We start from the raw sequence: 12,354 nt of genomic DNA, 5'->3' as shown, positions 1-12,354 counted from the left end.
GGTCAGTCCTTCGTCCTGGCCGGGCGGCCCTCGTCGGCGGCTTCGCGGGCATTGGTGACGACCTTGTCGACCAGGCCGTACTCGACGGCCTGCTCCGCGGTGAACCACCGGTCGCGGTCGGCGTCGGCCACGACCTGCTCCACGCTCTGGCCGGTGTGCTCGGCGATCAGGTCGAGCAGCACCTTCTTGATGTGGAGGGACTGCTGCGCCTGGATCTTGATGTCAGAGGCCGAGCCGCCCATCCCCGAGGAGGGCTGGTGCATCATGATCCGCGCGTGCGGGAGCGCGTAGCGCTTGCCCTTGGTGCCGGCGCAGAGCAGGAACTGACCCATCGAGGCCGCCAGTCCCATGCCGACGGTCGCGACGTCGTTGGGGATGTAGTTCATCGTGTCGTAGATGGCCATGCCGGCATCGACGGAGCCGCCGGGGCTGTTGATGTGGAGGAAGATGTCGGCCTCCGGGTCCTCGGCGGAGAGCAGCAGGAGCTGCGCACAGATCGCGTTGGCGTTCTGGTCGCGCACCTCCGAGCCGAGGAAGACGATGCGCTCGCGGAGGAGTCGCTGGTAGATGTGGTCGTCGAGGCCATACATCCCACCGGCGCCGTTCATCTCGGGGGAGAGGGCTGGGCTGGAGTTGTGGTTCACGCTGGCGACACTAGCCGGAAGGTCGGACACTTCCACGCGAGAACCCACCCTGTTCGCCCACAGCGGATTCCACGGCTTGGGGTTGCGCCGAGCCGAGCGCGACCTCCGCCAGGACCTCGCGGAACACCCGGTAGCGCTCGACGCCGACCCGTTGGGCCCAGGCCTCGTCGTACGCCTGCAGCACCGCGGTCCCGCGGGCCACCGCCTCCCGCCCGGCGGGAGTGATGCGGACCCGTCGAGCCCTGGCGTCGTGGTCGGCCACGGACACCTCCACCATGCCGAGCGCGGCGAGCTGGCGGACGAACTGCCCGCACCCCTGGGTGGTCATCTCGGCGCACTCGGCCAGCTCGCTGATCGTCAGGCCTTCCGCGGGCAGCCACTCCAGCACTCGAAGCTGCGAGGGACGCAGCTCCGGAGCCTCCTGGGCCAGGCGTTCACGGAGGTGCCCGAAGACCATCCCCATCAGCATGGGCAGGTGGGGCTCCACCGCCGGCGACCTGTTGACACCAGTCATGAAAGCAACTTACCGTTTCTGATCATGAAAGCAACTTTCACGCTTGCGGCCCCCGGGTGCCACCGGCGTGAGGTGCTGGGCGACGACGACGTGAGCGACGCCGAGCTGGCCGCGATGGTGGCGGACCTCTGGCAGGTCACCGAGGTGGAGCTGCTCGATTCCGAGGCGGAGACGGTCGACTACGACGTCCCCTCGATCCTGACGGGAGCGCGCACGTGGGTCCGGGGGCACGCCGACGCCGGGGGCGGTCCGCGGGGGTTCACCCTGTTCGTCAAGCGCGTCCACCACTGGCGCCACTCCCCCGCGTTCGCGTTCGTCCCGCCCGAGGTCGGCGAGTGGGCTGGCGACTCGGTGCCCTGGCGCGCCGAGCCGCTGCTCTACGCCTCCGACCTCGCCGATCGGCTCCCCGCAGGCCTCACCATGCCGCGCGGCCTGCGGGTCGACGAGCGTCCCGACCAGACCGCCGTGCTGTGGCTCGAGGCGGTTGACGCCGACAAGATCCCCTGGACGACCGACGACAGCGTCCGCGCGGCACGGCTGCTCGGCCGCCTCTCCGGCAGCCGTCGGGTCGCTCCCCTGGCCGGGATCGACCCCCAGCCATGGCACATCGACTACTTCGTCGCGGGCCGGTTGGGCTACACCGTGCTGCCCGGCCTCCATGACGACGCCACGTGGCAGCACCCGGCAGTCTCCGAGCACTTCGGCGAGATGCGCGAGGACCTCACCCGCACCGCCCGCCACCTCGACGCGCTGGCCCGCGAGTACTCGGTCAGCCGGCACCTGGCCTCACACGGCGACGCCTGTCCCAACAACCTGCTGCGCCGCCGTGGCGACCCCGGGTTCACGCTGATCGACTTCGGCTTCTGGCGGCCCCAGCCGGTCGGGTTCGACCTGTCCCAGCTCCTCGTCGGTGACATCCAGCTCGGGCGGCAGGACGCCGGCGACCTGCCGGACCGCGCCGCGGCGTGCGTGGAGGCGTACGCCGCCGGGCTGGCTGACGAGGGGCTCGAGGTCCCCCTCGCCGAGGTCCGCCGCAGCCACGCCGTGAGCCTGATGCTCTTCAACGGCCTGCCCAGTCTCCCCACGGAGATGATCCAGGAGGAGGCCGCGCTCGAGGCCTCAGGAGGCGTCGGCGACGACTTCCGGGCCGGCTTCGACCACTGGGCACGGCAACGCGCCGGCATCGCCCGCTACGCGCTCGACGTCCTGGCTGCGACGGAGCACGCTGCCTGAGCAGCCCCGCGCCACCAACGCAGACCGGCGCCCACCCGAGGGGTGGACGCCGGTCGTGTGCCGTGGGGCCGAGGTCAGGCCTCGTCGGACTCCGCGGTCGCCTCTCCAGCAGGCTCGACGGGCTCGCCGATGGTGCCGTCGGGGCGGAGGTTCTTCAGCTCGACCACGTTGCCCGAGGCGTCCTTGACGGTCGCCGACTCGACGATCGTGGCGAGCGCCTTGCCGCGCAGGATCTCCTGCACGAGCTCGGGGATGTGGTTGTGCTCGAACATGTGGTTGGCGAACTCCTGCGGGTCCTGCCCGGACTGCTGGGCGCGCCGCACCAGGTGCTCGGAGAGCTCGGCCTGGTCGATGCCGAACTCCTCCTTCTTGGCCACCTTGTCGAGGATGAACTGGGCCGCGACCGCATCGCGGACGCGACGCTCGAGGTCGGCCTCGAACTCGTCCTGGGTCTGGCCCTCGTCCTCGAGGTACTTCTCCATGGTGATGCCGGCGAAGCCGAGCTGCTGCTCGACGTTCTGGCGACGGGCGTTGAGCTCGTCGGTCACCATGACCTCGGGCAGGGGGATCTCGACCTTCTCGAGCAGCGCCTCGAGGACCGCGTCGCGGGCGGCGGCAGCCTGCTCGAGGCGCTTGCCCCGACCGAGGCGCTCGCGCACGTCGGTGGTGAGCTCCTCGGCGGTGTCGAACTCGGAGGCGAGCTGGGCGAACTCGTCGTCGTACTCGGGGAGCTGCTGCTCCTGCACGGCCGTCACCTTGACGGTCACCTGGACCGGCTCGCCGACGAGGTCGCCGCCGACCAGCTCGGAGTCGAAGGTGGTCTCGTCGCCGGCGCTCAGCCCGACGAGGGCCTCGTCGAGGCCGTCGATCATGCCGCCGCGGCCGACCTTGTAGGACATGCCCGTGACCTCGCCGCCCTCGACGGTCTCGCCGGCCTTGGCGGCGACGAGGTCGATGGTCACGAAGTCGCCGTCGGCGGCCGCCCGCTCGACCGGGACGAGGGTGCCGAAGCGCTCGCGCAGCGCCTCGATCTGCTCGTCGACATCGGCGTCGGAGATCTCGATGTCGTCGACGCTGGCCTCGAGGCCGTCGTAGGCGGGGAGCTCGAAGTCGGGCTTGACGTCGACCTCGGCGGTGAACTCGAGGGACTCGTTGTCCTCGAACTTCGTCACCTCGATCTCCGGCTGGGCGAGCGGCTCGAGGTCGTGCTCCTGGAGCGCGGCCATGTAGGACTGCGGGACGACGGCGTTGATCGCCTCGTCGAGGACCGGACCGCGGCCGACCTGACGGTCGATGACCGCGGGCGGCACCTTGCCGCGGCGGAAGCCCGGGACGTTGATCTGCTTCGCGATCTTCTGGTAGGCCGCGTCGAGGCTCGGCTTGAGCTCCTCGAAGGGCACCTCGACGGTCAGCTTGGCCCGGGTCGGGCTCAAGGTCTCGACGGCGCTCTTCACAAATGTCTCCTGATGCTGAAGGTCATGGGTACGTCGTGCAGACGCGCGCCACCGCGACGTCCGCAAACCTCGTCAGTCTACCGACGAAAGAGAGCGCAGACCGAATCATGCCCACGCCGGGCTGCACGGTCGGGGCGACAGGACTCGAACCTGCGGTCTCCTGCTCCCAAAGCAGGCGCGCTAGCCACTACGCTACGCCCCGCCAAACGGGCCCCGGCGGCCTCCGGGTGGAGGCCTGAGGACCTGCTTGGAGCGGATGACGGGAATCGAACCCGCGTAGCCAGTTTGGAAGACTGGGGCTCTACCATTGAGCTACATCCGCGCGCTCCGGAGCCGTTGCGGGCGCCGGTGCGGTGTCATGGTGCCACACGAGGGAGCGTGCGCCCCAACCGGCTCGCGCGCTTCAGCGGCGGTGGACCAGCAGCAGCGCGCGGTCGTCGTTGCGTGACCCGATGGACTCGATGAGCCGCTTGGCGCCGCCCTCGAACTGCCCGCGGAGCAGCCTCTCGGCCTGGCCGAGCATCTTGTCGATGCCCGAGCCGATGTCGCGGGTGCGGGTCTCGACCATGCCGTCGGTGTAGAGGAGCAGCGCGTCACCGTGTCGCATCACGCCGACGGCGGCGGGATAGCTCGCGCCGTCGATCAGGCCGAGGAGGGGTCCCTCGGACTCGATCACCTCCCACCGCCCCGAGCCGGCATGGCGTACGGCAGCGGGGGGATGACCCGCGGTGCGGATCTCGTAGTGCCCGGTCGTGAGGTCGAGGGACAGGTGGATCGCGGTCGCGAACCCCTCGTCCCAGTCCTGCTGGAGGAGGAACGTGTTGGCCGCGCCGAGGAACTCGCTGGGCGGCAGCGCACTGAGCAGCCCACCGATGGCACCGGACAGCAGCAGCGCCCGCGTGCCGGCGCCCTGCCCCTTTCCGGAGACGTCCACGACTGCCACCTCCAGCCGCTCGCCGACGCGCGAGGCGACGATGAAGTCGCCGGCGAACGGCGTGCCTCCCGCGGACCTGAGCTCGCCGGCGGCGTACCACTCCGGCGGCAGCGACGGGATCCCGCCCTGGCGCAGGATGCGGTCGCGCAGGTCGACGAACATCATCTCGCCCTGGATGCCGGCGACGCCGAGCCGCGATCGCCGGAACGACGAGAGCAGGAACAGGAAGCCGAGTCCGAAGATGATCACGACGGTCAGGGCGACGCGGATCGTGATCACTGTCTGCGTGGGTACGACGATCGCCAGGACCAGCAGCACGAACACCACGAACCACGGCAGCTGGCGCGGCCCGAGCATCAGGCTCGACACCACCAGCGGGACCAGCAGCATGACGAGGGGCGCGTCGTCGGGGAAGAGCCAGATCGCCAGCCCGATCGCCACGGTCGCGATGACGAGGAGCACGAGGACCCGCGAGCTGCGCGGCACGACCTGGTTGAGGGCGCCGGACAGCCGCTCGCCCAGCCCCGCTGACGTGGGTCGACGCGCGCCGGAGGTGCTCATGTCCCAGCTCCTCCCGCCGCGCCAGGCTCCTGCACGGGAGACTGTACGGCCCGGGACCGGAACCTGGGCTGACATTTCGGACACCAGAAGATGTTGCGCCCGACGAGCTCCCCGGTGCGGACGGTGGATCCGCAGAGGTGGCACGGCATCGAGGTGCGACGGTAGACGTAGACCTCCCCGCCGTGGTCGTCCTGGCGCGGCGGCCGGCCCATCGCCTCCGGGGTGTGCTCGGGCCGGACCGTGTCGATGCGCCCGGACCGCACGCCCTCGCCCATCAGCTCGACCAGGTCGGCCCAGATCGCGCGCCACTGGCCGACGCGGAGCGTGTTGCCTGGTCGCAGCGGGTGGATGCGGTGCCGGAAGAGCACTTCGGCGCGATAGACGTTGCCCACACCGGCCAGCACCTTCTGGTCCATCAGCAGGTCGCCGATCGGCCGGTGGCTCCGGGAGATCCGTCGCCAGGCGAGGTCGGGGTCGGCGTCGGACCGCAACGGGTCCGGGCCGAGCCGGCCGAGGACCTCCTCGCGACGGGCCGGACCGACGAGGTCGCACAGGATCGCGCCCCGCAGGTCGGCGTACGACGTCGCGCGGGGCTCGCCCTCGCCTACCTGCCCGCCCGCGACGGTGACGAGCCGCAGCCGCACCTGCCCGACGGGCTCGGGCACCACGTCGCCCTCGTCGAGGCCGGCGTGCACGTCGAACTGGCCGATCAGCCCGAGGTGGACGTGGACGAAGCGCTCACCGTCGAACTCGACGAACAGGTGCTTGCCGGCGGACTCGGCGCCCAGCACGCGAGAGCCGTCGAGCTGCGCCGCGTCGGCTGCGAACCGCCCCTGCGGGGAGCTCACCCGGACCGTCCGGCCGGCGAACGCCGCACTCAGGTCGTCGGCCAGCCGGCGGAGGGTGTGCCCCTCAGGCATCCGCGGGGTCGGACGGAGCGAAGCCGCGCAGGGCCGACTCGGGCAGGTCGGGGAGCTCCCTGGTCTCGTCGTAGACCGCGACCTGGCCGATGCGCCGGACGTGGCGCTCGTCGCCGGGGAACGGCGTGGCGAGGAAGACCTCGACGAAGCGGGTCATGTCCTCCAGCGAGTGCATCCGGCCGCCGACCGAGACGACGTTGGCGTCGTTGTGCTCGCGGGCCAGGACGGCGGTCTCCTCGGACCACACCAGGGCACAACGGATGCCGGTCACCTTGTTGGCCGCGATCTGCTCGCCGTTGCCGGAGCCGCCGATCACCACGCCGAGGCTGTCCAGCCCCTCCGCACGGTCGGCCGCGACCCCCTCGCCCGCACGGAGACAGAAGACGGGATAGTCGTCGAGGGCGTCGTAGACGAACGGTCCGTGGTCGACGACCTCGTAGTCGTGGTCGACGAGCCAGGTGGTGAGGTGGTCCTTCAGCTCGAGGCCGGCGTGGTCGGAGCCCAGGTGAACGCGCATGGGGAAAGTGTTCCAGAGCGCGCCGACACGTCCTCAGCCGGTCGCCGGGGCCGAGCGGCCGAACCGGGCCAGGCAGTGCCACAACCACTTCACGGCCTGCGGGTCGTGCTCGCCGCTGCGCTGCGCGACGGCGAGGCGCGCCGGGGTCACCTCTCCCCCGAGTCGTCGAGCGAGGTCCACCGGCACGTCGCCGCGATAGGTGGGATCGATGCCCGCCGCGTCGACGCGGTAGCCCGGATGCACCTCCACCGGGCACGGGAGGAGGTCGAGAGCCTGGCGGTGCTCCTCGGCGTCCGTGGGGTCCACCACCACCGCCGCCACGTCCCGGTCGAGCAGCACTCCCCCGTGCACGTGTGCCTCGACATAGTCGTTCAGCGGGTCCTCCAGCGGCAGGCCCACTGCGTTGTCGGGAAGGAGCGCCCGGTCGAGCAGCCCCGCGTCGGCCAGCGCGCAGAGCTCGGCGAGGCGCTCCTGCTCGCCGAACGCCGTCGGCTCGTACACGCTGTCCGGCCAGCAGAACGTCGCCCTCGACACGATCTCGGGGTGCAGGCGCAGGTAGGCCGACCCGAATCGGGGCGAGGCGCCGTACGTGTCCTTGCGGCGGTTCCACGCGCCGTAGACCGGCCGGTCCTCGGCCGACCCGTCGTCGTACCGCCCGCCGAAGAGGCGGCTCTCCCACCGCCAGCGATCGCCACCCGGGCGGGCGGTCAGTCCTCCGTTGGAGCTGGCGGTGACCCACTGGCTGCGGTAGGCGCCGTCCGCGGCGATCGCGTCGATCACCGCCCCCTCGCCATGGGCCCAGCCGGGGTGGAAGTGCAGCACGATCGCCGACGCCATCCGTGTCCGTCCCGCTCAGCCGGGGCCGAGGTGCGGGTCGAGCTGCAGATCGAGGTGCAGATCGAGGTAGCCGGCGACCTGGCGCACGAGCGGCTCGGAGGCGGTGAACTGCGCGTGCCGCCAGAAGCCGTGGGTCTGGCCCAGGCAGCGGATGCCGACGGTCTCCACGCCGGTCTCGGCGACCAGCCGGGCCAGCTCCTCCCCCTCGTCGCGCAGCGGGTCGTGCTCAGCGGTCGCGACGAACGTCGGGGGCAGGGTGTGCAGCCGGTCGGAACGCAGCGGCGCCAGGTCGGGGTCGTCGTAGTCGGCCTCGGTGCGGGCGTACTGCACCCAGTACCACCTGGCCTCGGCTGGATCGAAGCCCGACGCGGGCCCCTCGGCCCAGGACGGGAAGCTGTTGCCCGGGTCGAGGAAGGGATAGACGAGGGCCACCACGCTGAAGAAGCCGGGGTTGCGCAGGGCGGCGACGAGCGCGAGGTTGGCGCCGGCGGAGTCCCCGTGGGCGGCGTACGGACCGGGCGGGCCCTCGCGCCGCAGCCAGCCGACGACGGTGTCGAGGTCGTCGGGGGCCGCCGGGAAGGGGTGCTCGGGCGGCTTGCGGTAGCCCACGCTGAGCACCGGTCGGCGGACCCGGTTGGCGAAGCGTCGGCAGATCCCGTCGTGGACGTCGACGTCGTTGAGCACGAACCCGCCGCCATGGGCGTGCACGACCAGGCCGTCGAGCGGGTCGTCAGGCGTGAAGAGCCGGCACCGCACGCCGTCCGCGTCGACCTCCTCGACCGATGCCACGTCCTCGCGCGGCTGGCGCAGGCTGAACTGGCGGACCTCCTCGCGGTGGGCGGCGAGGTCGAAGCCGGGGGCGTTGAGGGCCGGGCCGGCCTCGGCCGCGGCGGCGCGGACCTCGGGATACATCACGACCGCCGCACGACCTTGATGTTGAACTCGGCGGTGCCGAACGAGCGCATCAGCCGCAGCCAGAGCGGCAGCCACATCTCCACCCCGCGCGAGGTCTCGATGCCGCCGAGGTCGATCACGTCGCGGTGGCCCATCTCGCTCAGCAACGCCGTCACGGTCCGCTTGGCGTCGGCGTCGTCGCCGCTGAGGAAGACACTGGTGGGCTCGGGCAGCCGTTCGGGGTAGGCCATCAGCTCGGCGGTCAGGGTGTTGAGCGTCTTGACCACGCGCGTGTCGGGGAAGGCCCGCTGGATCTGCTCCCCCAGCGAGTCGGTGTCCTTGACGCTGAGGGTCGGCGGGAACCCGGCCGAGAAGTCGAGCGGGTTCGAGATGTCGACCAGCACGCAGCCGGTCAGGTTCCCCGCCTGCGCCAGCAGGTCGAGGGCGGCCGCGCCGCTGGCGGCGTGGACGACCAGGTCGGCGTCCACGGTGGCCTCGGCGAACCTCACCAGCGCGGCCCCGGGGACGTCGGTCCAGTCGGCTCGCGAGCGGGTCACCTCCGGGTCGCGGGTCCCGAGGCGTACGTCGTGGCCGAGCTCGACGAGGCGGGCGGAGATCGTACGGCCGACGTTTCCGGTGCCCAGGACTGCGCAGCGCACGTCAGGCCCTCAGCGAGACATCAGCGCGTCGAGGCCGACCGCGACCGCCGCGGCGACGCGGAAGTCGACCCGCCGGTCCGGCACCGAGACGCGGTAGCGGTCACCGATCGACATCTTGCGCTCGACCGAGAACAGCGGCTGGCCCTCGGCGGAGACGAAGTCGAAGTGGATCGGCAGGAAGTCGATCTCGGTGAAGCGGCGCAGCAGGCCGACGAGCTGGTTGCGCTCCTGCCCGGTGCCGGCATAGCCGGGGCCCTCGATGTGGAAGGTCGAGCGCAGCAGCGAGGCGCCGAAGTCCTTGCGGAAGAACCCGAGGGGGGCGCCGCTCTCGTCGGTGATGTCGTAGCCGGCGTTGAGGTCGAGCTTGCGGCGCGCCTTGAAGCCGAACACGGGCCGCGACTTGCCGGCGTCGGAGAAGAAGGTGACCTGCTCCTTGAAGGCCATCCGCTTCTGCTCGGCGAGGGCCATCAGGCGCGTGGGGTTGCCCGCCTCGTCGGACTCGGAGATCTCGTAGCGATTGACCATCATCGTGAGCTTCTGCTTCACCACGAAGTGGGGCAGGTACATCTCAGCGGTCGTCTGGGGAGGCAGGTCGGAAGTCATGCGCCCCAGCCTAGGCAGGTGCGCCCGCGACCCGCGCCAGCTCGTCCTCGACGACGGAGGGGTCGAGCTTGGTGAAGACCGGCGTCGGCTTGGCGACCTTGGTGCCCGCCACGATCGCGCGCGACTCCCACGCCGGCGTCGTGGAGTACTCGCCGGTGATGACGGAGTACGACGTGTGGCCGGCGCCGTTGCCGGGCTCGAGCTCCTCGACCTGCTCGATGCGCGGCATCGGCATGAAGTCGCCCTCGCCGCCGAGGACCGCGTGCACCTTGTTGGCGGCGTGGGGCAGGAAGGGCGCGAGCAGCGTGTTGCAGTCGCTCACGCACTGCGCCGCGACGTGGAGGACGGTTGCGAGACGCTCGCGCTGCGACTCGTCCTTCATCTTGTAGGGCTCGGTGACGGTGAGGTACTTGTTGACCTCCCCGACGACCCGCATCGCCTCGGCGATGGCGGCGCGCAGCCGGTGCTTCTCGACGAGCCCACCCACCGTGGCGAACCCGTCGCGGACGGTCGTGAGCACCTGCTCGTCGACCACCTCGAGCGGTCCCAGCGGGGGGATCTCGCCGAAGCCCTTCGCGATCATCGTCGCCGTGCGGTTGACCAGGTTGCCCCAGCCGGCGACGAGCTCGGAGTTGTTGCGGGTGACGAAGTCGGCCCACGTGAAGGCCGCGTCGGAGGTCTCCGGACCGGCGGCGCAGATGTAGTAGCGCAGCGCGTCGGGGCCGTAGCGGGCCAGGAAGTCACCGACGTAGATGACGTTGCCGCGGCTCGTGGAGAACTGGGAGTCGCCGAACGTGAGGAACTCGCTCGAGACCACCTCGGTCGGCAGGTTGAGCGTGCCGTAGACGCCGGGCTCACCGCCCTTGTCACCCGTGCCGTTGTAGGCGAGCAGCTCCGCGGGCCAGATCTGGGAGTGGAAGACGATGTTGTCCTTGCCCATGAAGTAGTAGGACAGCGCATCGGCGTCGTTCCACCACTCCCGCCACTTGTCGGGCTCGCCGAGCCGCCGCGCCCACTCGATCGAGGCCGAGAGGTAGCCGATCACGGCGTCGAACCAGACGTAGAGCCGTTTGGTGGGCTGGTCCTCCCAACCCGGCACCGGGATGCCCCAGTCGATGTCGCGGGTCATCGCCCGCGGGCGGATCTCCTTGAGGATGTTCTGGCTGAACTTGATGACGTTGGGCCGCCAGGTGCCGCTGGCCTCGCGCTCGTCCAGCCACTCGGCGAGCGCGCCGGCCAGGGCCGGCAGGTCGAGGAACCAGTGCTGGGTGTCCTTGAACTCCGGCGTCTCGCCGTTGATCTTCGACCGCGGGTCGATCAGGTCGGTGGGGTCGAGCTGGTTGCCGCAGTTGTCGCACTGGTCGCCCCGCGCGCTGGCGTACTTGCAGATGGGGCACGTGCCCTCGATGTAGCGGTCGGGCAGGGTGCGGCCGGTCGACGGGCTGATCGCGGTCGGCGTGGTCTCCTCGACCATGTAGCCGTTGCGGCGGCAGGTCTCGAACATCTCCTGCACCACGGCGTAGTGGTTGCCTGTGGTCGTGCGCGTGAAGAGGTCGTAGGACAGCCCGAGGCCGCACAGGTCGTCGACGATGACCTGGTTGTACTTGTCGACGAGCTCGCGCGCCGGCACGCCCTCGTTGTCGGCGAGCACCAGGATCGGCGTGCCGTGCTCGTCGGTGCCGCTGACCATGAGCACGTCGTGGCCCGCCATCCGCATGAACCGGCTGAACACGTCGGAGGGCACGCCGAAACCGGCGACGTGGCCGATGTGGCGCGGGCCGTTGGTGTACGGCCAGGCGACGGCGGACAGGACACGAGTCATGGGCGCAAGCCTAGTGACCGGCCGCCATCCGATTTCTGCGGGCCAGCCAGCGACACCGGCACGGACTCAGGAGAAGTCCAGCTCACCCGTGCGCGAGCGCTTGAGCTCGTAGAAGTAGGGGAACCTCGCGAGCGCGACGGCGCCGTCCCAGAGCTCGCCGGCCTCCTCGCCGCGCGGGATCTTGGACAGGACCGGGCCGAAGAACGCCGAGCCGTTGATGTGGATGGTCGGCGTGCCCACGTCGTCGCCGACCGCGTCCATGCCCTCGTGGTGGCTCTTGGCCACGTCGTCGTCGAGTCCCGCGTCGTCCCACGAGTCGATCAGGTCGGCCGGAAGCCGGACATCGGCCAGCGACGCGGCGACCGTCTCGCGGCTCAGCTCCTCGCCGTTGTTGTGGCGGCGGGTGCCGATGGCGGTGTACCAGTCGCCCAGCGTGGCGTTGTCGTAGTCCTGGGCGATCTTGATGGCGACCCGGACGGGCTTCTCCTTGCCCTCGAGCATGTCGCGGTAGCCCTGCGGGATGTCCTTGTCCTTGTTGAGGTACGCCAGCGACATCACGTGCCACTGCACGTCGATGTCACGGACCTGCTCGACCTCGCGGATCCAGCGCGAGGTGATCCAGGCGAACGGGCAGAGCGGGTCGAACCAGAAGTCAGCAGTAGCCATGTCCACCCCAACGCGGGCGGGCGTGGACTATTCCTGCGGGTGGACGCGCCACCCCGACCGGTGTGGGCCGCGCCACACCAGCGGTGGCAGGATGCC

Annotated in this window: 13 protein-coding genes and 2 tRNA genes; 1 reads left to right on the top strand and 14 read right to left on the bottom strand. The window is 70.8% G+C overall.

Features of this window, described 5'->3' with window-relative positions; all coding sequences use genetic code 11:
* Positions 1-2: 2 nt before the first annotated feature.
* Entirely contained in the window at positions 3-644 is a 642-nt protein-coding gene (locus J3P44_RS13530) for an ATP-dependent Clp protease proteolytic subunit (protein ID WP_372496576.1), read from the bottom strand.
* Between the two features lie 10 nt (positions 645-654).
* The gene (locus J3P44_RS13525) at positions 655-1,158 is read right to left on the bottom strand and encodes a MarR family winged helix-turn-helix transcriptional regulator (RefSeq protein ID WP_255890949.1); all 504 of its coding nucleotides are present in this window, start codon (positions 1,156-1,158) and stop codon (positions 655-657) included.
* Positions 1,159-1,182: 24 nt separating this feature from the next.
* On the opposite strand from J3P44_RS13525, the gene J3P44_RS13520 reads away from it, so the two are divergent.
* A complete protein-coding gene (locus tag J3P44_RS13520; protein WP_255890948.1) occupies positions 1,183-2,391 on the top strand; it encodes a phosphotransferase in 1,209 nt (402 codons plus the stop codon).
* Positions 2,392-2,465: 74 nt separating this feature from the next.
* On the opposite strand, the gene tig is transcribed toward J3P44_RS13520, so the two are convergent.
* The 12 genes from tig to J3P44_RS13460 all read right to left on the bottom strand — a co-directional run bounded on the left by tig (position 2,466) and on the right by J3P44_RS13460 (position 12,258).
* On the bottom strand, positions 2,466-3,845 hold the full coding sequence (gene tig / locus J3P44_RS13515; RefSeq protein WP_255890947.1) for a trigger factor: 1,380 nt from the start codon (positions 3,843-3,845) through the stop codon (positions 2,466-2,468).
* Positions 3,846-3,974: 129 nt separating this feature from the next.
* Positions 3,975-4,047 (bottom strand) — tRNA-Pro (locus J3P44_RS13510).
* A 46-nt stretch (positions 4,048-4,093) separates the two neighbouring features.
* Positions 4,094-4,167: transfer RNA gene (locus J3P44_RS13505), tRNA-Gly, on the bottom strand.
* Positions 4,168-4,248: 81 nt separating this feature from the next.
* Positions 4,249-5,340, bottom strand: coding sequence for a PP2C family protein-serine/threonine phosphatase (locus tag J3P44_RS13500; RefSeq protein ID WP_255890946.1), 1,092 nt, complete (start codon positions 5,338-5,340; stop codon positions 4,249-4,251).
* Positions 5,337-6,260, bottom strand: a complete 924-nt coding sequence (locus J3P44_RS13495) for an Fpg/Nei family DNA glycosylase (RefSeq protein WP_255890945.1) — start codon at positions 6,258-6,260, stop codon at positions 5,337-5,339. The genes J3P44_RS13500 and J3P44_RS13495 overlap by 4 nt, the downstream gene beginning before the upstream one ends.
* The gene (locus J3P44_RS13490) at positions 6,253-6,777 is read right to left on the bottom strand and encodes a ribose-5-phosphate isomerase (RefSeq protein WP_255890944.1); all 525 of its coding nucleotides are present in this window, start codon (positions 6,775-6,777) and stop codon (positions 6,253-6,255) included. The genes J3P44_RS13495 and J3P44_RS13490 overlap by 8 nt, the downstream gene beginning before the upstream one ends.
* A gap of 33 nt (positions 6,778-6,810) precedes the next feature.
* Positions 6,811-7,614, bottom strand: a complete 804-nt coding sequence (locus J3P44_RS13485; protein WP_255890943.1) for a DUF3626 domain-containing protein — start codon at positions 7,612-7,614, stop codon at positions 6,811-6,813.
* Positions 7,615-7,629: 15 nt separating this feature from the next.
* Positions 7,630-8,526, bottom strand: a complete 897-nt coding sequence (locus J3P44_RS13480) for an alpha/beta hydrolase (RefSeq protein ID WP_255890942.1) — start codon at positions 8,524-8,526, stop codon at positions 7,630-7,632.
* On the bottom strand, positions 8,526-9,167 hold the full coding sequence (locus J3P44_RS13475) for an NADPH-dependent F420 reductase (protein ID WP_255890941.1): 642 nt from the start codon (positions 9,165-9,167) through the stop codon (positions 8,526-8,528). The genes J3P44_RS13480 and J3P44_RS13475 overlap by 1 nt, the downstream gene beginning before the upstream one ends.
* A gap of 9 nt (positions 9,168-9,176) precedes the next feature.
* Positions 9,177-9,770 (bottom strand): LURP-one-related family protein, encoded by a 594-nt coding sequence (locus J3P44_RS13470; protein ID WP_255890940.1) that lies wholly within the window; start codon positions 9,768-9,770, stop codon positions 9,177-9,179.
* A gap of 10 nt (positions 9,771-9,780) precedes the next feature.
* On the bottom strand, positions 9,781-11,592 hold the full coding sequence (gene metG, locus J3P44_RS13465) for a methionine--tRNA ligase (protein WP_255890939.1): 1,812 nt from the start codon (positions 11,590-11,592) through the stop codon (positions 9,781-9,783).
* Between the two features lie 66 nt (positions 11,593-11,658).
* Positions 11,659-12,258 carry a mycothiol-dependent nitroreductase Rv2466c family protein gene (locus J3P44_RS13460; RefSeq protein ID WP_255890938.1) on the bottom strand — a complete coding sequence of 200 codons (600 nt, stop codon included), beginning with the start codon at positions 12,256-12,258 and terminating at the stop codon, positions 11,659-11,661.
* Between the last annotated feature and the right edge of the window lie 96 nt (positions 12,259-12,354).

Origin of the sequence: Nocardioides astragali (genome assembly GCF_024436375.1) — a bacterium.
GTDB classification, from domain to species: Bacteria; Actinomycetota; Actinomycetes; order Propionibacteriales; family Nocardioidaceae; genus Nocardioides; species Nocardioides astragali.
This window is presented reverse-complemented; position numbering and strand designations above follow the sequence as displayed.

Bases quoted from the DNA above. Each gene is read 5' to 3' on its own strand.
- J3P44_RS13470 (WP_255890940.1), bottom strand. From the start codon at position 9,770: ATGACTTCCGACCTGCCTCCCCAGACGACCGCTGAGATGTACCTGCCC.
- J3P44_RS13525 (WP_255890949.1), bottom strand. From the start codon at position 1,158: ATGACTGGTGTCAACAGGTCGCCGGCGGTGGAGCCCCACCTGCCCATG.
- J3P44_RS13480 (WP_255890942.1), bottom strand. From the start codon at position 8,526: ATGTATCCCGAGGTCCGCGCCGCCGCGGCCGAGGCCGGCCCGGCCCTC.
- J3P44_RS13485 (WP_255890943.1), bottom strand. From the start codon at position 7,614: ATGGCGTCGGCGATCGTGCTGCACTTCCACCCCGGCTGGGCCCATGGC.
- J3P44_RS13495 (WP_255890945.1), bottom strand. From the start codon at position 6,260: ATGCCTGAGGGGCACACCCTCCGCCGGCTGGCCGACGACCTGAGTGCG.
- J3P44_RS13500 (WP_255890946.1), bottom strand. From the start codon at position 5,340: ATGAGCACCTCCGGCGCGCGTCGACCCACGTCAGCGGGGCTGGGCGAG.
- metG (WP_255890939.1), bottom strand. From the start codon at position 11,592: ATGACTCGTGTCCTGTCCGCCGTCGCCTGGCCGTACACCAACGGCCCG.
- J3P44_RS13460 (WP_255890938.1), bottom strand. From the start codon at position 12,258: ATGGCTACTGCTGACTTCTGGTTCGACCCGCTCTGCCCGTTCGCCTGG.
- J3P44_RS13490 (WP_255890944.1), bottom strand. From the start codon at position 6,777: ATGCGCGTTCACCTGGGCTCCGACCACGCCGGCCTCGAGCTGAAGGAC.
- J3P44_RS13520 (WP_255890948.1), top strand. From the start codon at position 1,183: ATGAAAGCAACTTTCACGCTTGCGGCCCCCGGGTGCCACCGGCGTGAG.